Source organism: Prescottella sp. D32, from assembly GCF_037287305.1.
Classification (GTDB): domain Bacteria; phylum Actinomycetota; class Actinomycetes; order Mycobacteriales; family Mycobacteriaceae; genus Prescottella; species Prescottella equi.
The window spans coordinates 676,118-695,741 of the sequence record NZ_JARBSW010000001.1 but is presented as its reverse complement, the minus strand read 5'-3'; the positions used below and the strand labels follow the sequence as shown (position 1 = coordinate 695,741).

Here is a 19,624-nt window from a genome sequence, read left to right as displayed (position 1 = left end):
GGGAGGTTCGGGTGAATCCACGTATCGCCCCCAAGGAGGTTCGCTTCGCCACGGTGGCTCGCGCCACCGTCGTCTGACGAGAACTCCCTCGGGCGGAAGCCGTCCTACGACGAGCAGCGCCTTATGTGCAGTATCCGCCCGCCTCGCAGTGCGGTCCAGATCGGCTGGTCAGGGGTGGTGTGGATACTGACATTCATGAGTGAGCGCGTCGAGGGCACGGGACCCGACACAGCCGGTGACCCCGCGGACTTCCGGGTGCATGTCGCGACCCAGGCCATTCGCCTGTTCGCCGAGCACGGGTACGAGGCGACCACGGTCGAGCAGATCGCCGCGGCGGCGGGCATCTCGCGGCGCACGTTCTTCCGGCAGTTCCGGTCGAAGGAGGACGTGATCTTCGCCGATCACGAATCCCTGATCGCGCAGGCGTCCGCGTTCCTGTCCGCCACCACGGCGGATCCGTGGGAGGCGGTCTGCGACGCCGCGCGCCTGGTCTTCGACCGGTATCGCGAGAACCGGGAGCTCTCGGTGCGCCGCTATCAGGTGGTCCAGCGGGTGCCCGCACTGCGCGACCGCGAATTGGTCACCGGTTATCGCTACGAGCGGGTGTTCAGCGACTACCTGCGGGCCGCCGTACCCTCCGCCCCGCCCCTCGCCGTCATCGGCTTCACGGCCAGTGTCACTGCGTGCCACAACTACCTGCTCAGAGCCATGATCCGCGGTGACGAGCACGCCACGCCCGAGGCGCTGCGCGCCGCCCTCGCCGAGGTCCGGGACAAGTTCGCGCCCGGGGCCGCCGCGAGGCGCGCCCCGGCCACCTCCGCTCTCGGCGAGACGGTGACGGTGGTGACGTACCCACCCGGTACGCCCGCCGACGAGGTGGCCCGGCAGGTACGCCGGCAACTCGAGGCGCAGCATCCTTGACTGGCACTAAGTGCCATGCTTGACTGAGGGTATTCGTGGACGTACGTACGCGATCGGTATGAACATGCCGAGGGGTACGGACAGCCAGCCCAACCAGGCCTGACACTGAGTGCCCGAACACTCGGCGCCGCGGCCGCACGCACGACGAGGAGCGTCCCTATGTCCGGCAATCCCGATTTCCCCCTCTTCCAGCTGAACGAGGAGCACGAGGAACTGCGTGCCGCGATCCGCGCGCTGTCCGAGAAGGAGATCGCGCCGTACGCGAAGGAGGTGGACGAGAAGTCCCGCTTCCCGAAGGAGGCGCTGGACGCGCTCGTCAACTCGGGATTCAACGCCGTCCACGTCCCCGAGGCCTACGACGGCCAGGGCGCCGACTCGGTAGCCGCGTGCATCGTGATCGAAGAGGTCGCCCGCGTCTGTGGTTCGTCCTCGCTGATCCCGGCCGTCAACAAGCTGGGCACGATGGGTCTGATCCTCAAGGGCTCGGAGGAGCTCAAGAAGCAGGTGCTGCCCGAGATCGCGGCGGGTGCGATGGCGTCGTATGCCCTGTCCGAGCGCGAGGCCGGATCCGACGCGGCCAGCATGCGCACCCGCGCGAAGGCGGACGGCGACGAGTGGATCCTCAACGGTTCCAAGTGCTGGATCACCAACGGCGGTCAGTCCACGTGGTACACGGTGATGGCCGTGACCGACCCCGACAAGGGTGCCAACGGCATCTCCGCGTTCATGGTGCACAAGGACGACGAGGGCTTCGTCGTGGGACCGCTCGAGCACAAGCTCGGCATCAAGGGCTCCCCCACCGCCGAGTTGTACTTCGAGAACTGCCGCATTCCGGGCGACCGCATCATCGGTGAGCCCGGCACCGGCTTCAAGACGGCCCTCGAGACGCTCGACCACACCCGTCCGACGATCGGTGCTCAGGCGCTCGGTCTCGCGCAGGGCGCGTTCGATGCCGCCGTCGCATACACCAAGGACCGCAAGCAGTTCGGCAAGTCCATCGCGGACTTCCAGAACACCCAGTTCATGCTCGCCGACATGGCGATGAAGATCGAGTCGGCCCGCCTGATGGTGTACACCGCGGCCGCTCGCGCCGAGCGTGGCGAGAAGAACCTCGGTTTCATCTCCGCCGCTGCGAAGTGCCTGGCGTCGGACGTCGCGATGGAGGTCACCACCAACGCGGTCCAGCTGTTCGGTGGCGCCGGCTACACCACCGACTTCCCGGTGGAGCGAATGATGCGAGATGCGAAGATCACCCAGATCTACGAGGGCACCAACCAGATTCAGCGACTGGTCATGTCACGCGCACTGCTCAAGTGACGCACAGTTCTGCTGCGACGGTTCCCCGCTGGAACGCTCCGGCGTTCAATGGGGGGACGGCACCCACGGGTGCCGCGGTAGGTGACAGCACGGTTCGAACCGGGAGCTGCTCGAAAGCAGGCCGTTCGGGGGCCGGCACCGTGACCGACGCAGGGAGTTGAGTGGACATGGGATCGATCAGCATTCTCGGTGAACTGGTGGACGTCCTGGGCGAATTGATGGCCATCATGGGTGGCCAGGGACCAGGCGGCATCGGTGGCGGTGGCGGTGGCGGCCTGGGCGCAGGCAGCCTCGGCAGCTGACCGCTCGGCGGCATCCGCGATCTCCGTCACCCCGGCGTCGAGCTTTCGGCGCCGGGGTGACGGACGTCCGGCGCCGGATAGCAGAATGACCCGGATAGCAGAATGACCCTGACAGCGCCTCGCCCGTCGGCGAGGTCACGAGACGACTGTGGAGATTCGACTGTGGAGCTAGTTGGTGTGATCGGTGGCGGCACTATGGGTGCCGGCATCGCCGAGGTGTGTGCCAAGGCCGGAAGCAACGTCCTGGTCCTGGAGACCAAGCAGGAGTTCGCCGACGCCGCTCAGGCCCGCATCGCGAACTCGATCGGCAAGGGCGTGGCCCGCGGCAAGATCTCCCAGGAGGAGGCGGACGCCGCCATCTCCCGGGTCCGCGTGACGCTCGACATCGAGGAGTTCGCCGACCGCGACCTGGTGATCGAGGCCGCGCCGGAGATCGAGGCGCTCAAGTTCGAGATCTTCGGCAAGCTCGACAAGATCGTCAAGCCGTCCGGCATCCTCGCGACCAACACGTCGTCGATCCCGGTCATCAAGATCGCCAACGCGACGCAGCGCCCGTCGCAGGTCGTCGGCGTCCACTTCTTCAACCCGGTGCCGGTCATGCCGCTGGTGGAGATCGTCGTCAGCCTCGTCACGTCGGAGGAGACCGTCGCGGCCGTGACGGAGTTCGCTCGTGACACCCTGGGCAAGAAGGCCGTTCGTGCGGGTGACCGCGCCGGATTCATCGTCAACGCGCTGCTGATCCCGTACCTGTGCGACGCGGTTCGCATGCTCGAGTCGGGCTACGCGTCCGCCGAGGACATCGACGAGGCCATGAAGGGCGGCTGCGGTTACCCGATGGGCCCGCTGACGCTGCTCGACACCGTCGGCCTGGACGTCGCACTCGCGGCAGCGGAGTCGCTGTACGCCGAGTTCGCGCAGCCGAACTACGCGCCCCCGGCCCTGCTCCGCCGCAAGGTCGACGCCGGACACCTGGGTCGCAAGACCGGCCAGGGCTTCTACAGCTACAAGTAACGCAACGGATCTCTCGGTGCCCCATCGCCTCCCGAGGCGGTGGGGCACCGTCGTCCATGCCCGGGTCCGGGCGGGGACCCGGGCATGGACGACGTTCGGCCCGCACCCCGGGCGGGGGTGCGGGCCGAACGCGGTCAGGCGACGTATCAGGCGGGGAACAGAGCGTTCAGCGCGCCGATCAGGCCCAGGATCGCACCGATGCCACCGACGACGGTGCCGATGCCGCTGACGACGGGCTGAATCTGCTTGATCAGCGCGAGATCTGCGTCGGAAGAACCCATTTCGAAACTCCTCAGTGTGAATGGTGTGTCCGCGCTTCGTAGCGCGTCCCGGGATGCTGCACGGTGCTCACGACGATAGCCGCGAGTTCCGGACAGAGATTCTGCGAGACAGTCGATTTCGCTCCGGCCTGCTCGAATCTCCGTGAGCAATATTCATGTGACCCGGCAACGATCCCGGAACAGTCGGGTGTCGAACAGGCGAACAGCAGCGGTCGAATCGGGTCAGCCGACCGGCAGAGAACGGAGGATCCGGACAATTCCGGAGAGGGGTGTCTGCCGGTCCGAGTAGTCGTAGTTACGGACACGCCCGTTTCCCAGGTTGAAATAGGTCCCCACCTGACCGAACTCCGGGAGCACCGGCGGCGTCGTGCACACGTCCGCGACGAGGCACGGGTAGTCGGCGAACAGAGCCGCGAGACGCTCACGATGGGGCGCGGAGATCCGGAACCGCGGATCGAGCAGCGAGTCGGTCTCGACCTGGAAGTACTCGACACCGGCGGCCACGAGGCGGTCCAGATGCCGTCGGCTGTCGAGCAGGCCAACATCGTCCTTCAGGACGAAGAAGCCGTTCGCGATCTTCGGAACCGGCAGACGTTCCAGGAAGTCCAACTGTTCGGCCGCCGCCGACTCCTTGGCCGCATCGACCGCCGTGAACTCGAAATAGGTGGGCCGGAGCGCTTCGACGGCATCGACGACGTCCTGCGGTGAGTGCGCCGCCGACGCGTCGACGTACAGCGAGGTGCGCGGCCCGACGACGTCTTGCAGCATGGTGAAGGTGCCCGCGTCGACCACCCGCCTGTCCGTCTCCGCAGGATCGCCCAGGCAGATCCCGACGAGGTCGACGCCGCGCAGTTTGCCCGCCTCGAGACGCGAGGTCACCTGGTTCACCTTGATCACGGAAACCTCCTGCGCGAATCCCGAGCCCCGATGGTAATCGAGGTCCCCCGCACGTGCGGGGGACCTCGTCCACCGGCGCCGGCGAGCTCAGTCGTCGAGTACGCCGATCCGTCCCTCGACGGCCGCCCGTGCGATCGATTCCTGCATCGCCGGGCAACTACGGGCGCGCGACACCGGGTCGGCGGCGTCGTCCAACACCTGGCACGTGGACCGCGCCTCGGCCGTCCACTGCACGGACGTGTGCTGCCAGCTGTTCTTGACCACCATCACCCGACAGCCGCAGCGGTCGCACTCGACCGGTTCCACCGCTACACCTGTTCCGCGGCCGCGCGGCGGGCGAGATTGTCGGCCACTTCCCGCTTCCACGCCTCGACGGGCCTGGTGGTGTCGAGTTCGAACTCGAAGCGGTCCACCATGTCCGCGGTGACGTCCGCGACGTCCACGTAGAACTGCTCGTACCAGCGACGCAGCTGGTAGACCGGTCCGTCCTCGTTGGTGAGCAGCGGGTTCTCGATGCGCGTCTTGTTCTTCCAGATCTCGATGTCCTGCTCGAAGCCGACCCCGATGTAGCCGATCATCGCGTCCACCAACTGATCCGCGATCTCGGCTGGAACCTGCTCCGTCTTCTTCACCGAGATGCCGTACATCAGCACGAACTTGTCCGGCGCGATCGGGTAGTGGCAGTTGATGAGCACGGACTCGACGTCGTACTTGTCGTAGTGGTAGATCAGGTCGTCGATCATGAACGACGGGCCGTGGTACGCGGCGACGGACGTGTTGCCGACCAGGCGCGGCACGTCCGGATCGGTCCACTCGGTGACGTCGTCGCGGCCGACGCCCTTCTGCTCCTGGATCGCGACGTGGCCCTCGAAGACGTTCTTGAAGTACGTGGGGAACGAGTAGTGCACGTAGAAGAAGTGCGCCATGTCCACGACGTTGTCGACGATCTCACGGCAGTTGGTGTCGATGACGAGCGACTTCCACTGCCAGTCCGTCCATTCGGCGTCGGTCGAGCGCATGGCGGGAATCGTCACCTCCGGCGGCGGCGGGTTGCCCTCCGGGTCGTTCCACACGAACAGCAGCTCGTCCTGCTCCATCGTCAGCCATGCACGCGTCTTCGCGACCGGGGGAACGCGCCGGGCGTAGGGAATGTCGGTGCACCGGCCCTTGCCGTTCCAGCGCCAGTCGTGGAACGGACACGCGACCGAGTCGCCCTTGATCTCGCCCTGGCTCAGGTCGCCGCCCATGTGCCGGCAGTAGGCGTCGAGGACCTGGACGTCGCCCTTGCTGTCGGCGAACACCACCAGCTTGGTGCCGAACGCCTCCACCGAGTGCGGCTTGCCGTCGCGGAAGCCGTCGACGAGCCCCAGGCAGTGCCAGCCGCGAGCGAAGCGCGCCGGCGGCGTGCCCTGGTCGATGATGCGGATCTCGTCGGTGTCGACGTCGTCGGCATGCGCGGAGGTCATGGTCAGTCCTTTCGTCCCACGGTGCACGCAGGCGGGCTGTGCCGGTGCTCCGTTCGAACCTCCAATCTCCCGACGCCGCAGCCCCGGTTCCAGAGGCCCTCCCGTTGACTGGTCATTCGTTCGGTGACGCCCTCAGCTCGACACCACGCCGACGAGGTCCGGTGCCACGACGTCGGACAGCCGGTCCCACGGCACCGTCACCACGATCAGCCCGATCGCGTGCGGACCGACCTGGTAGTCCGTGAAGTGGATTTCCATCCCGGCCGGCGTGGCCACCCAGTTCGCGAAGTTCTCCCGCTTCGGCTCGATCCCTTCGCGCAGGAAGTCGGGTCCGGCAGCCGTCGCGGGAAGTAGCTCCGCAGACTCCTCGGACAGCCGGTCCAGGCCGGCTCGGAGGTCCGGGAACAGCCGGTCGAGCGTGACGGGCTGCGCATCGTCGGCGATCACCACCGTCGCGACGAGCGGGGTCGGATGGGCCCCGGGCGGGTCGGCGTTCCACGACGTCACCAGAAGCCCGCTGACGACCCGGGATCCGATGTGCACCACCGACGAACGGTCCGTGGATTCGAGCGTGAACCGGTCTCCCGGCCACCCGTCGATCTGGTCCTGCAGTGCCGCCCGCATCGACTCGTCGAACTCTGCCGCCACGGCGGGGTCGCCGCCTTCGATCTGCGGGACCACGACGTCGTACCGGACCCGTCCGGTGTCGCCGGTGACATGCACTGTGGTTGCGGTGTAGGCGTTTTCCGCCGGCGGGGGCGACGTCGCCGTCGAGGCAGGCGCGACCGCCGACGCCGTCGGCTGCGGTGCCGCGTCCGTTCGCGCGCTTCCGTCCGTCGCGGTCGAACACGCAGTGGCGGTCGTCAGTATCGCCGTGGCGAAAGCGAACCCGATCGTTCGAGGCAGGCGAGAAGTCGTCATTCGCCTCATTGTGCTCCTCGCGGGCCGGGGCGGCAGGACTGCGCCGACCCGGCCCGGCCGAGAGGCTCGGCGTCACGGCATCCGGGGTGCCGCTACCGACTCGCCCTCGTCGGTCTGCAGGGTGTACGCGGGTTCGGCATGACCGCGCGGCGACTGCGCCGGCTCGGGAGTGTCCTCGTACGCGTTCTCGGCGTGCACGACGATGTCGAGGCCACGTCGCTCGGTCTCGTCGTCGACGCGGATCCCCACCGTGCGATCGAGCACCTTCGCGAGGATCCAGGTCACGGTGAAGGTGTACGCGAACACCGCGGCGATCGCGAGGACCTGGCGCCCGAGCAACTCGATGCTGCCGCCGTACAGCAGGCCGGTGGCACCGCTGGGGGCTGTCGGCGTGGCGAGGAAACCGATCAGCAGACCGCCGACCACACCGCCGACGAAATGGAGAGCGGTCACGTCGAGGGCGTCGTCGAAACGCAGCCGGTACTTCAGCAGAACCGCGAAGTAACAAGCGATTCCGGCGAGGACGCCGACAGCGAGGGCGCCGAGAGGCGAAACCGCACCGCAGGACGGCGTGATGGCGACCAGCGCAGCGATGGCGCCCGAGGAGGCGCCGAGTGTCGTCGGTGCGCCGTCCCGGAGGCGTTCGACGACGAGCCACGCGCAGGCTCCCGCGCAGGCGGCGACGAGCGTGTTGAACACGGCCACCGCCGCGTCGTTGTCGGCCGCGCCGAGTGCACTGCCGTCGAACCCGAGCCATCCGGTGAGCAACAGGCCCACACCGAGGAGCACGAACGGCAGGTTGTGCGCCTTCGGCTGCACCGGCCACGTCCGGCGGCGGCCCAGGACGATCGCCATCGCGAGGGCGGCGACACCCGAGTTGACGTGGATGGCCGTGGATCCCGCGTAGTCGACGGCCTCGAGGGCGTTGGCGATCCACCCTCCCCGCACGCCACCGTCGGCAGAGTCGAACGCGAACACCCAGTGCGCGACCGGGAAGTACACGAGAGTGACCCACAACGCCGAGAAGATCATCCATGCACCGAACTTCATGCGGTCGGCCACCGCGCCGGCGACGATTCCGATCGTCAGTCCCGCGAAGCACAGGTGGATCGCAGCCAACCCGAGCGGCGGCAGGGCGCCGTCTTCGGGCGCTTCGAGCAGTTGGCCCAGGCCCGCGAACTCCAACGGATCGCCGACGAGTCCGGCGCCACCCACCGAGTCACCGAAGACCATCGAATACCCGAAGGCCACCCACAGGAATGCGGTCAGGCAGAAGGAGACGAAGACCATCAGCATCATGTTCATCGTCGTTCTTCGGCTGACCATGCCGCCGTAGAAGAGAACGAGACCGGGAAGCATCAGGGCGACGGCCAGTACGGCCGTCAGAAGCCACGCAGTATTGCCGCTGTCCATGCGGTACTCCCACTCGGGTGAGGGCCGCCCGGGCGACGTGCGCCGGCGGCAGGTTTTCGATGTGTCATCGAAACCTTCGAACGGCAACTTTTCGATGCTGTATTGAAAATGTGTCGATTCGGTTAATCCGACTCTTCCGCCGCCGCGCGGGCACTTCGGACGCGCCGCCGGTCCCGCACCAGGGCGGCGACGGTCGTCGACGCGGACAGGTGCGCCAACTCGCGCATCCGCCGAACGTCCTGCTCGCCCTGCCGGAACCGGTACTGGAGCCCCTCGCTGAGCGCGAGAGCCGCCGTCGTCGTCGCCGTCGCGTCGACGTCACGGAACTCCCCCGCAGCGACCCCCTGCCGGATCACCCGCGCGATCAGCCGTTCGAGCTCGCGGTAATCGGAAAAGAACTCGTCGAACGCCTCCGGTTGCGCGCGCGCCACGCGCTCGAGCTCGTAGAAGTCCAATGGGGCCGAGCACATCTGGACGACGTCGACGTACACGATCCGGTAGAGACGATGCGCCGGCGAATCCGTGGCATCCACGAGTTCGCGGGCGGTCTCGAGGGATTCGCGATTCTTGTCGATCAGCGCCTGCAGGATCGCTTCCTTGTTCGCGAACCAGTAGTACAGGGAGGACTGCCCCAGTCCGGCTTCCCGCGCGATCGCACTGACCGAGGTCTGCGCGTACCCGGCCGCGGCGAACAGTCGCGCGGCGGCGCCCACGATCTCCTCACGCGGCGACTCGCCCTGCACCCCGCTGCGCCGAGGGCGCCCGACTCGTTGCCCCACCCCGTCATTACCCATGGGGAGATCGTCCGACACGGATCCACGATTTACCAAGCGGCAACAGTGGGGACACCCCTACGACACGACGTCCCCGCACAGTTTCGATAGGCCATCGAAATCAGTGGACGCCCCGAGGAGGACCCATGACCACCACCGAACCCAAGCTCGACGTCGAAGCGGTGAAGCAGCAGCTGCGGGCGGCCGGAGTCCGGTACGCGATCGCCAGTTTCGTCGACATGCACGGCAATTCGAAGGGCAAGTTCGTTCCGATCGACCACCTCGACAACATGATGGGCGGATCGGAACTGTTCACCGGCGCCGCGCTGGACGGACTGCCACAGGACATCAGTGACGAGGAGCTGTCCGCCCGCCCCGACCTCACCCGGTGGTTCCAGCTGCCGTGGAACCGCGAGTACGCCTACTTCCCGAGCAGCCTGCACACGGCCGGACAGCCGTTCGAGGCCTCGTCCCGCGACATCCTCCAGCGGCAGCTCGCCGCGGCCGCCGACCTCGGATACGGATTCAACCTGGGCATCGAGACCGAGTTCTTCGTCCTGAAGGACTTTCCCGACGGAACCACCGAGGTCAGCGACCGCGACAACCTCAGCAAGCCCTGCTACAACGTGGCGACCACCCTCGACAACATGGGCTGGCTGGGCGAACTCGTCCAGGCCATGAACGAACTCGGTTGGGACGTCTACTCGTTCGACCACGAGGATGCACGAGGACAGTTCGAGGTCGACTTCGCGTACAGCGACGCACTCACCATGGCCGACCGCTTCGTCTTCTTCCGCGTCATGGCCAACGAAATCGCACGCAAGCACGGGCATTTCGCGTCGTTCATGCCCAAGCCCTTCGCGGACCGCACCGGCTCGGGTGCCCACTTCAACATGTCGCTCGCCGACCTCGAGACCCGCGAGAATCTGTTCCGGACCGACGACGACCCCCGCGGCGTGGGCATCTCACCGCTCGGCTACCAGTTCATCGCGGGAGTCCTCCGACACCTGCCGGCGATCACCGCCGTCATCGCGCCCACCGTCAACAGCTACAAGCGCCTGGTCCGCAAGGGCAGCATGTCGGGCTCCACGTGGGCGCCGGTCTTCGTCAGCTACGGCAACAACAATCGGACCAACTCGCTGCGCGTGCCGCTCGCCGGCGGCCGCGTCGAATGCCGCGCCGCCGACATCAGCTGCAACCCGTACCTGGGCGCGGCAATGGTGTTGGCCGCCGGTCTCGAAGGCGTTCGCGAGGGTCTCGACCCGGGCGCCCCCCGCACCGAGAACATGTACCGCTACAACGACACCGAGATCGCCGAGATGGGCGTGTCCCTGCTCCCCCGCTCGCTCGGCGAGGCGATCGACGAGTTCCGGGCCGACAGTCTGTCCAGGGAAGTGTTCGGTGACGCGCTGTACCAGGCCTTCATCGACTACAAAACCGAGGAATGGGAGTCGTACCAGTCGCACATCTCGTCGTGGGAGACCGACCGCTACCTCAAGTTCTTCTGACATGTCGGTGGCACGAAGCTTCTCGCTGGGGAGGTTCACGACCGAACTCGGCGTGGACCTCCCCGGCGCGCACCTCTCCTACCGCACCCACGGGACACTCGACCGGGACGGCACCAACTGTGTCCTGTTGCCCAGCTACTACACCGGCACGCACCGCAGTTACGAACCGTGGATCGGACCGGGCCGCATGTTCGATCCTCGGGACTGGTTCGTGGTCGCGGTCGACATGTTCGGCAACGGACTGTCGTCGTCGCCTTCGAATCATCCTCTCCCCCGCACTTTTCCACTGCTCACAATCGCCGACAACGTGCGTGCACAGCGCGCCCTGCTGGATTCGCTGGGAGTGCGGGGCATCGCACTCGCTGCGGGATGGTCGATGGGCGCGCTGCAGTGCTACGAGTGGGCCGTACGGTATCCGTCCATGGTCCGCAGCCTCCTGCCGATCTGCGGCGCCGCGCGATGCTCGGACTTCAACCGAGTCTTCCTCGACGGCATCGCCTCGACGCTCACGGCCGATCCCGCCTACCGGTCGGGAACGGGGCCTCCGGTGGACGGGCTGCGCGCGTTCGGGCGGGTGTACGCCGGCTGGGCGTACTCGCGGGACTTCTTCGACCGCGGTTCCTACCGGGACGTCGGCTACGACTCGATCGACGACCTGCTCGACGGGTGGGCGAACGACCACGCTGCGATGGATGCCGACGACCTGACGGCGATGCTCGACACGTGGCGCACCGCAGACGTCGGCCGAGGGCACGCGGGCGGCTTCGACGCCGCACTCGGATCGATCGGCGCACGAACCATCGTCATGCCCGGTACCACCGACGCCTACTTCACTCTCGCCGACGCCGCCCGCGAGGCCGCGCTGGTACCCGGCGCCGAGTTGCGTCCCATCGACTCCGAACTCGGACACATCGCGGGGCGCCCCGGAATCCGGCAGGCCGAGACCGACGCGATCGCCGCCGCCGCGCGGGAACTGCTGGCCGATCCCCCGCTCACGCACACGCCGGAGACGACAGTCCAGCGAGGCTGACGATGCCGCACGCGTTGTCCTTCGACAGCTTCCACACACCGTCCTCGGCGACGAAGGTCATGACGCTCTCGGGTGCGGGCTGACCGTCGAGTGCCATGACGACGGTCGCCGCGACCGTGCCGTCACCGAGGTCGGTGACGCCGGTGACCTGCGCAGACGCCTTGTTGACCTTCGCCGCCTCGACCACGCGGTCGATCAGCTGCGGATCGGCCTGCGTGCCCTGGACCAGCGTGATCTTCTCCGCCGCGGGGACCGTCTCGTCGAAGGCGCGCGCCAGGTTCGCGTTCAGTTCGGCGGGTGTCGGCGCGGCGATCAACTGCGGTGACGCCGTCGTGGTCGTCGGCGGAGGCGACGGTGCAGGGTCCCCAGGCTCCGCCGGCTCGGAGCACGCTGCCGTCGCGAGTGCCGCACCGCACAGGATCGCCGCCGCAAGCACCTTCGGACTCCGCTTCGCCCCACCACGCATCGACATCATCTCGCTCCATTCGCCCGGTTTCCCTCGAGTGCGCAACGGTAGGGGCGCGTCGGCACCGCCGGGACCGATCGGGCGGCGCGGCGCCGAACTCTTAGTGTCTCCTCACGAACCAGGCGCTCCGCACCTGTGCGCCTTTTTGGTAGCGGGCACCACCGGAAAGGCGCACGGGCGCGCAGCGCCCTTACCATCGAAGAGATGACCGCTCCGGCGCTCCAATTGAAATCGCCGCGGGGACGGTGGGTCGTGGCGGCCACCGTTCTCGGCTCGTCTCTGGCAATGCTCGACGGCACCGTCGTGAACGTCGCGCTGCCCCGGATAGGTGAGGATCTCGGCGCGGAGGTCGCCGGCCTGCAGTGGGTCCTCAGCGGTTACACGCTGACGCTGGCGTCCCTGATCCTGTTCGGTGGGGCCCTCGGCGATCGGGTGGGACGGCGACGAGTATTCGTCTGGGGCACAGTCTGGTTCGCGGGCGCGTCCGCTCTGTGCGCGCTTGCGCCGAATGTCACGATCCTCGTGGCGGCACGTCTGCTGCAGGGTGTCGGCGCCGCACTGCTCACCCCGGGGAGTCTCGCGATCATCTCGGCGTCGTTCGACGAGGAGGACCAGGGTGCCGCGATCGGGTTGTGGTCCGGGCTGGGTGGGGTGGCCGCAGCCGTCGGCCCCCTGCTCGGCGGCTGGCTCGTGGAGGTCGCGGGCTGGCGCTCGGTGTTCCTGATCAACCTGCCGCTCGCCGTGGCCGTCGTGTGGGTCTCGGCGCGGCACGTGCCCGAGACCCGGGACCCGCACCCGCCCGCACGCCTGGACGTTCTCGGTTCTGCACTCGCCGCGCTCGCGTTGGGCGCCCTCACGTACGGGCTGATCGAGAGGGCCGTGTGGGCGGTGATCGCCGGGCTCGTCCTCATGGCCGCGTTCGTCGTGGTCGAGAGGCGCTCCCGGTACGCGCTGGTGCCGGGATCGTTGTTCGCGTCCCGCGTGTTCGTCGCCGCCAACCTGGTGACCCTCGCCGTGTACGCGGCGCTCGGCGGTGTCTTCTTCCTGCTGCTCCTGCAGTTGCAGATCGTGTCCGGCTACTCGCCGCTGGCCGCCGGCGTCGCGTCGCTGCCGATCACGATCCTGATGCTGCTGCTGTCGTCGCGGGCCGGGCGCTGGGCGCAGATCCACGGCCCCCGCATCCCGATGACCGTCGGACCGCTGCTCGGCGCCGGCGGCCTGCTGTTGATGCTCCGTATCGGGCCCGGCGCGTCGTACCCGACCCAGGTGCTGCCCGCGGTGCTGGTGTTCGGACTGGGATTGTCGGCGCTCGTCGCACCCCTCACCGCGGCCGTGCTCGGTTCGGTGTCGTCGGATCAGGCCGGGATCGCGTCGGGCGTCAACAACGCCGTCGCTCGCACCAGCCAACTGCTCGCGGTGGCTGCGCTTCCCGCGCTCGCCGGAATCGGCGCGGACGCCCTCGCGGACCCTGCGGCATTCGCGTCGGGCTTCCGCGTGGCGATGCTCATCTGTGCCGGGTTACTCCTGATCGGCGCGGTGCTCTCCGCGGTGATGATCCCCCGCAAGGCCGCGGCAGAGGAAACGGCGGGCGAGTCCGTCGCGTGCCAACCGCACTGCGACGTCACCGCGCCCGCCGTCCAACCTCCTACGAACTGACTCGCGGTCAGCCCGCCACCGCGGGCCACACCGGAGCCGTGCTCCACGGGTGCGCGGCCTCGAGCTGCGCCGCGACGCGGATCAGCAGGTCCTCGCGCCCGTGCGCGGCCACCAGCTGGGCACCGAGCGGCAGACCCGTCGAATCCTTGCCCAGCGGAAGCGAAATCGCCGGCTGTCCACCACTGTTGAACGGTGACGTCAGCGCGCCGTAGGCACCGGCGTGCTGCCACATGGCCTCGAGATCCATTGCGTCGAGCACGCCCAGTTCCGGCGTCGGCCGGCACAGCGTCGGGCTCAGCAGCAGGTCGTACTCGGTGAAGTACCGCCCGATCTCCCGCCCGGTGAGCTCGAGTGCCGCATAGGCGGCGGCCAGATCGGTGACGGATTGCGACTTGCACCGGTCGTACTGGACGCGCGCCATCGTCTCGAGGTCGTCGTCGCGCAGTTCCCGGCCCAGTTCGGCGAGCCGCTGGTCGATCTCGACGGCCATCGGCGCCGACATCAGGTACTGCATCGCGGCCCCGAGCGCCTCGGGATGGAACGTCGGCGCGGCCGTCTCGACGTGATGTCCCAGCTTCTCGAGCATCACTCCGACGTCGGATGCGACCGCCGCGCAATCCGGGTGGACCGGATCCCCGCCCGGCATCGTCGTGGTGATGCCGATGCGAAGCTTGCCCGGATCGGCACCCACCTCGTCGACGTACGGGCGAACGGGCGGCGCGATCCCGAACGGTGCGCCCACTGCCGGGCCCGACGTGAGATCGAGCAGCAGCGCGGTGTCCCGAACACTCTTGGTGACAGCGTGTTCCACCGACAACGGACCGGACAGCGGAGCACCGGACGGCATCCGGCCGCGGGACGGCTTGAGTCCCACCAGGCCGTTGGCGGACGCCGGAATCCGGATCGAACCACCGCCGTCGCTGGCGTGCGCGGCCGGGGCGATACCGACCGCGACGGCCGCGCCCGCGCCACCGGACGAGCCGCCGACGCTGTGGGTGAGCCGGCGCGGGTTGCGCGTCGGACCGAACAGCACGGGCTCGGTGCTCGCGTTCTGGCCGAACTCCGGGGTATTCGTCTTGCCGATGACCACGAGCCCGGCCCGCCGGTAGCGCGACACCAGTTCGGTGTCCGCGTTCGCGACCCGATCCGCGAACAGCCGGGAGCCGTTGGACGTCGGAAGCCCCGCGACGTCGGCGTGAAGATCCTTGATCAGAAAGGGGATTCCCCGCAGCGGTCCGTCCGGAAGCCCGGCGTCCACCTCGGCGAGTGCTTCCTCGGCCCGCTCGGCAACCACCGCGTTGACGGCGGGGTTGCGCTCCGCGATCCGGTGCAGCGCGAACTCGACCACCTCGCGAGCCGACACGTCACCGTCTCGGATCGAAGCGGCCAGCCCGGTCATGTCCTGACCGTCGAACAAACTCTCGATCGACATACCTGTCCCTCCCGCTCCCCGCGTTTTGCGCACTTATCGCTGAAATTCCGGTGCCCGGAGCGCGATAAGTGCGCAAAACGCGGGAGATATGTGTGTCAGACGTTGTGGCAGGCCACGAAGTGGTCGGGAGCGACTTCCCGGAGCTGGGGCTCCTCGGCCGCGCACCGATCGGTGGCCAACGGGCAGCGGGTACGGAACCGGCAGCCCGACGGCGGATTGAGCGGCGAGGGCAGGTCGCCCTCGATCTGCGGTGTGGCGTCGGCTTCGCCGCGGAGCACGTCCGGGTCGGGAATCGACGCGAGCAGTAACTGCGAGTACGGGTGCTGAGCCCGCTTCTCCATGTCGTGGCTCGGCGCGATCTCGCACACCTTGCCCAGGTACATGACCATCACCCGGTCGCTGATGTTCTTGACCACCGCCATGTTGTGCGCGATGAAGATCATCGTGAGCTCGAACTCGGTCTTCGTCTGTTCGAGCAGGTTGAGGATCTGCGCCTGGACCGACACGTCCAGACTCGACACCGGCTCGTCGCAGATGAGCACCTTCGGCTTGAGCATCATGGCGCGGGCGATGCACACGCGCTGGCACTGACCGCCGGACAGCTCCCCCGGGAGCCGGTCCCACACCATGTCCGGGTCGAGGCCGACCGCCTGGAGCAGTTCCCGGCCCAGCTGGTCGAGGCGTTCCTTGTTCCGCTGTCCCCACATGCGCGGGCCCTCGGTCACCAGGTGCTTGACCTTGCGGCGCGGATTGAGCGACGAGATCGGGTCCTGCATGATCATCTGCATCTGCGCCCGGATCTTGCGCAGCGCAGACGGACTGAGCGTGGTCAGCTCGATTCCGTCGATCTCCACGCTGCCCGACTTCGGTGCCGGCAGCTGCAGCACGGCGCGTCCGGCAGTGGACTTGCCGCAACCGGATTCGCCGACGATGCCGAGGGTTTCACCGGGCAGCAGATCGAAACTGATATCGGACACGGCGTGCACCGTCTGGCCGCGGCCCGCCGGGAACTCCACGACGAGGTTCTCGACCGCGAGCACGGGCCCCTCGTCCCTGCGCAGGTGCGCAACTCCACTTCCGGCCATCAGATGGTCTCCACTTCCAGCTCGCGAACTTCTGTGCCCGCGGCGGCGGGCATCCCGAGGTCGGCCACACCGTCCAGCGGGAAATGGCACGCCACCTCGTGCGGGTGGCGAGCACCGGCGGTGTCCGCGGATGCCGTCAGCGTCGGCACGACCTCCCGGCACTTGGCCTGGGCGTACTTGCACCGGGACGCGAACGAACAGCCCGTGGGCGGCTTCGTCATGTCCGGCAGTCCACCGTCGATCGACTCGAGCCGGGTGTGCGGTTCCTGCTCGAGGCGGGGAACCGCGGCGAGCAGCGCCTCGGTGTACGGGTGCCGGGGGCTGGCGAACAACTGCCGGGTCGGCGCCGTCTCGACGATCCGTCCCGCGTACATGACCGCGACCCGATCCGTCTGCCCGGCAACGACGCCGAGGTCGTGACTGACGAGGATGCCGGCCATGCCCATCTCGGTGCGCAGCGAGTCGAGAAGCTCGAGGATCTGCTTCTGCACGGTGACGTCGAGCGCCGTGGTCGGCTCGTCCGCGATGGTGAGCTTGGGATCGCACGCGAGCGCCATCGCGATCACCACACGCTGACGCATACCGCCGGACAGCTCGTGCGGGTACTGGTCGATCCGCCGCGTCGGCTCGGGAATACGCACCTTGCGCAGCAGTTCGATCGCCCGCTCCCGCGCCGCGGCCTTGTCCAGGCCGAGGTGGGCGCGCAACGACTCGGTGAGGTGGGTACCGATCCGCTTGAACGGATTGAGCGCCGACATCGGGTCCTGGAAGACCATCGCGATGTCGTTGCCCCACATCTGCTGCTGTTCCTTGCGGGTCAGTCCCTGCATGTCGCGGCCCATGAAGTTCACGGTGCCGGTGACGGCGGTGTTGCCGCCGTTCGAGACCAGACCCATGATGGTCTGCCCCAGAACGGATTTGCCGGAACCGGACTCACCGACGAGGCCGAGGGTCTCGCCGGCGTCGAGTTCGAGGGACACCTGCTCGACCGCACGCAACTGTCCACGCTTGGTGCGGAACCTGGTGGACACGCCGTCCACCGTCAGGATGGGTTCGTTGCTACTCACAGTTTCACCTCCCGGGTGCCACCGGTCTTCTTCTGGGCCTTCTCACCGACCATGTTGAACGAGAACACCGTCAGGAACAGGAACACGCCGGGCACCAGGACGATGTACGGGTGCTGCTCGAAGACGTTGCCCTGGCCCTCGGAGATCATGTTTCCCCACGTGGGCGACGGCGGCTGGATGCCGAGGCCGAGGAAGCTCAGCGACGCCTCGGCGACGATCATGACCGAGATCATCACCATGCCGAGCGACAGCAGCGGCAGCGCCACGTTCGGCGCGATCTCCCGCAGCATCACCCGCCATCGTGTGGCGCCCATCGCTCGTGCCGCCAGGACGAATTCGCGTTGGGAGAACACCAATGTGTTCGCTCTGGCGATACGCACCATGGATGGTATGGCCAGCACCGCGAGCGCGAACGAGACGTTCCGCAGGTTCGGCTGCAGGACGGACGCGAGCGCGATCAGCAGGATCAGTGCCGGTACGGCGAGCAGCGAGTTGGTGAGGATGCCCACGACCCGGTCGACCCATCCGCCGAAGTAGCCTGCGAGGATGCCGATCGCGCCACCCACCAGGATGCCGATCGCGACCGCGGCGACCGCCACGATGAGCGACGACCGGGCGCCGTAGATCGAGCGCGCCAGCATGTCCAGCCCGAAGTTGTTGGTGCCCAGCGGATGCGACGAGAACAGGCTCGGCGACGCGTAACTCTTCGCGCTGAGCGTCTTGGTGGTGTCCTCGTGCTCGGCGAGCGGCAGCAACGGGGCCGCGATCGCAGCGACGATCAGCACCGTCAGCCACGCACACGACAGGATGAACGTCAGGTCGAAGTCGGAACCGAAGCGGGCCAGACCCAGTCGACGTACACCCATGTACAGGGCGATCAGGCCGACCACGAAGATCGCCACCCGCGCGCCCATCACCAGTACCGGCAGCACACCCAGCGCCGCGCAGACGACGCCCACGACGGTCAGGATCGTGCCGATCCGATACAGATTTCGGCGCTCCGCCAGATCCTTCGCGTTCGCCAACTCCTCGGCGCCCGCGTCGTCGAGCACCCGGCCGGTGAACGCCGGCATGTCGATATCGTCCATCTTGGTCTCAGACATGGGCTCGTCGGCTCCTTGGGTCGAGGTATCCGTAGGAGATGTCGATGACACCGTTGGCGACCACGTAGATGACGGCGATCACCAGGACCGCTCCCTGCACCATCGGCATGTCGCCCTGCTGCGCCGCACGCACGATCAGTGAGCCCATACCCGGAAGGGAGAACAGCGTCTCGACGATGACGGTGCTACCGATCATCGAGCCGAGCACGATGCCCAGCATCGTGATGAGCGAGAACGACGACGGCCGCAGCGCGTCGCTGAACAGCAACCGCGCGTTGGACATACCCTTCGCCTTGGCGACCAGGATGAAGTTCTCCTTGAGCGTCATCACCAGGTCGCTGCGCAGAATGCGGATGAACATCGCCATCTCGAGCAGGCTGATCGTGATCGCCGGCAGGATCGCGTGATAGAGGTTCTGCCCCAGTCCTTCCGAGACCCGAACCCACTGCGACCGTGGGAACCATCCCAGATAGTTGACCATCACCATGATCAGCAGCAGACCCGACAGGAAGGACGGGATCGACAGCACACCGAACGTGCAGGCGCTGATAGCGCGATCGATCCACCCACCCTGATGACGCGCCGAGTACATCGCCAGCGGCACCGCCACCACGATCGCGATGAACAGACCCATCACCGCCAACTGGATACTCACCGGCAGTGCGGCACTGATGCTGTCGGTCACCGGGCCCTGGGGCGGCACCATCGAATTACCGAGATCGCCCTGCAGCGCACCCGACAACCAATCCCAGTACCGCGTGAAGAAGGGGTCGTTCAGCCCCATGTCCGCACGAGCCTGTGCGTACTCCTCCGGCGAACGTCCCTCACCGAGCATCGCGACGGACGGATCACCCGGAATGAGCGAAACGAGTGCGAACGTGCCGAGACTGACGACGAAGAGCACGACGATAAGCTCGATCACCTTGTCGATCACGGTTCTCGTCATCGGCTCATCGCCTCCTTCCTGTGTTCATG

General features: G+C 67.5%; 20 protein-coding genes. 7 read left to right on the top strand and 13 right to left on the bottom strand.

All coding sequences use genetic code 11. The features are described from left to right. The first annotated feature begins 195 nt into the window (after positions 1-195). The 4 genes from PSS76_RS03255 (at position 196) to PSS76_RS03240 (ending at position 3,551) form a co-directional block, all read left to right on the top strand. The gene (locus PSS76_RS03255) at positions 196-921 is read left to right on the top strand and encodes a TetR family transcriptional regulator (protein WP_022598177.1); all 726 of its coding nucleotides are present in this window, start codon (positions 196-198) and stop codon (positions 919-921) included. A 159-nt stretch (positions 922-1,080) separates the two neighbouring features. Then, entirely contained in the window at positions 1,081-2,238 is a 1,158-nt protein-coding gene (locus tag PSS76_RS03250; RefSeq protein ID WP_005517308.1) for an acyl-CoA dehydrogenase, read from the top strand. 167 nt (positions 2,239-2,405) lie between these two features. After that, a complete protein-coding gene (locus tag PSS76_RS03245; RefSeq protein WP_005517306.1) occupies positions 2,406-2,540 on the top strand; it encodes a hypothetical protein in 135 nt (44 codons plus the stop codon). Positions 2,541-2,702: 162 nt separating this feature from the next. Then, on the top strand, positions 2,703-3,551 hold the full coding sequence (locus PSS76_RS03240) for a 3-hydroxybutyryl-CoA dehydrogenase (protein ID WP_013417355.1): 849 nt from the start codon (positions 2,703-2,705) through the stop codon (positions 3,549-3,551). A 146-nt stretch (positions 3,552-3,697) separates the two neighbouring features. On the opposite strand, the gene PSS76_RS03235 is transcribed toward PSS76_RS03240, so the two are convergent. From PSS76_RS03235 to PSS76_RS03205, 7 genes are all read right to left on the bottom strand, one after another. Then, on the bottom strand, positions 3,698-3,832 hold the full coding sequence (locus PSS76_RS03235; protein ID WP_005517304.1) for a hypothetical protein: 135 nt from the start codon (positions 3,830-3,832) through the stop codon (positions 3,698-3,700). Between the two features lie 222 nt (positions 3,833-4,054). After that, positions 4,055-4,729 (bottom strand): hypothetical protein, encoded by a 675-nt coding sequence (locus PSS76_RS03230; RefSeq protein WP_013417356.1) that lies wholly within the window; start codon positions 4,727-4,729, stop codon positions 4,055-4,057. Positions 4,730-4,816: 87 nt separating this feature from the next. Then, positions 4,817-5,035, bottom strand: a complete 219-nt coding sequence (locus PSS76_RS03225) for a hypothetical protein (RefSeq protein WP_069855506.1) — start codon at positions 5,033-5,035, stop codon at positions 4,817-4,819. Positions 5,036-5,037: 2 nt separating this feature from the next. After that, the gene (locus PSS76_RS03220; protein ID WP_005517300.1) at positions 5,038-6,195 is read right to left on the bottom strand and encodes a 3-ketosteroid-9-alpha-monooxygenase, oxygenase component; all 1,158 of its coding nucleotides are present in this window, start codon (positions 6,193-6,195) and stop codon (positions 5,038-5,040) included. A 132-nt stretch (positions 6,196-6,327) separates the two neighbouring features. Then, entirely contained in the window at positions 6,328-7,116 is a 789-nt protein-coding gene (locus PSS76_RS03215) for an RsiV family protein (protein ID WP_013417359.1), read from the bottom strand. A gap of 72 nt (positions 7,117-7,188) precedes the next feature. Then, positions 7,189-8,529, bottom strand: coding sequence for an ammonium transporter (locus PSS76_RS03210; RefSeq protein ID WP_064058657.1), 1,341 nt, complete (start codon positions 8,527-8,529; stop codon positions 7,189-7,191). A 122-nt stretch (positions 8,530-8,651) separates the two neighbouring features. After that, positions 8,652-9,323 (bottom strand): TetR/AcrR family transcriptional regulator, encoded by a 672-nt coding sequence (locus PSS76_RS03205; RefSeq protein ID WP_081185006.1) that lies wholly within the window; start codon positions 9,321-9,323, stop codon positions 8,652-8,654. Positions 9,324-9,448: 125 nt separating this feature from the next. Between PSS76_RS03205 and glnT the strand changes: the two genes are divergently transcribed. Together glnT and PSS76_RS03195 are read left to right on the top strand one after the other, a co-directional pair. Continuing rightward, positions 9,449-10,810, top strand: coding sequence for a type III glutamate--ammonia ligase (gene glnT, locus PSS76_RS03200; protein WP_084845938.1), 1,362 nt, complete (start codon positions 9,449-9,451; stop codon positions 10,808-10,810). A 1-nt stretch (position 10,811) separates the two neighbouring features. Continuing rightward, positions 10,812-11,840 carry an alpha/beta fold hydrolase gene (locus tag PSS76_RS03195; RefSeq protein WP_064078629.1) on the top strand — a complete coding sequence of 343 codons (1,029 nt, stop codon included), beginning with the start codon at positions 10,812-10,814 and terminating at the stop codon, positions 11,838-11,840. Here the strand turns inward: PSS76_RS03195 and PSS76_RS03190 are convergent. After that, entirely contained in the window at positions 11,803-12,276 is a 474-nt protein-coding gene (locus PSS76_RS03190) for a WKL family lipoprotein (protein ID WP_236723269.1), read from the bottom strand. The genes PSS76_RS03195 and PSS76_RS03190 overlap by 38 nt on opposite strands. Before the next feature lie 234 nt (positions 12,277-12,510). On the opposite strand from PSS76_RS03190, the gene PSS76_RS03185 reads away from it, so the two are divergent. Then, positions 12,511-13,962, top strand: a complete 1,452-nt coding sequence (locus PSS76_RS03185) for an MFS transporter (RefSeq protein WP_064078627.1) — start codon at positions 12,511-12,513, stop codon at positions 13,960-13,962. A gap of 7 nt (positions 13,963-13,969) precedes the next feature. Here PSS76_RS03185 and PSS76_RS03180 read toward each other — a convergent pair whose 3' ends face one another. The 5 genes from PSS76_RS03180 to PSS76_RS03160 form a co-directional block, all read right to left on the bottom strand. Next, entirely contained in the window at positions 13,970-15,394 is a 1,425-nt protein-coding gene (locus PSS76_RS03180; RefSeq protein WP_081263935.1) for an amidase, read from the bottom strand. 95 nt (positions 15,395-15,489) lie between these two features. Then, entirely contained in the window at positions 15,490-16,479 is a 990-nt protein-coding gene (locus tag PSS76_RS03175) for an ABC transporter ATP-binding protein (protein WP_005517287.1), read from the bottom strand. Continuing rightward, positions 16,479-17,546: an ABC transporter ATP-binding protein gene (locus PSS76_RS03170; protein WP_064078626.1), complete on the bottom strand. Its 1,068-nt coding sequence runs from the start codon at positions 17,544-17,546 to the stop codon at positions 16,479-16,481. Before PSS76_RS03170 ends, PSS76_RS03175 begins: the two co-directional genes overlap by 1 nt. Beyond that, positions 17,543-18,649: an ABC transporter permease gene (locus tag PSS76_RS03165; RefSeq protein WP_005517284.1), complete on the bottom strand. Its 1,107-nt coding sequence runs from the start codon at positions 18,647-18,649 to the stop codon at positions 17,543-17,545. The genes PSS76_RS03170 and PSS76_RS03165 overlap by 4 nt, the downstream gene beginning before the upstream one ends. Next, positions 18,642-19,595 (bottom strand): ABC transporter permease, encoded by a 954-nt coding sequence (locus tag PSS76_RS03160; protein WP_005517283.1) that lies wholly within the window; start codon positions 19,593-19,595, stop codon positions 18,642-18,644. The genes PSS76_RS03165 and PSS76_RS03160 overlap by 8 nt, the downstream gene beginning before the upstream one ends. Positions 19,596-19,624: the final 29 nt, after the last annotated feature.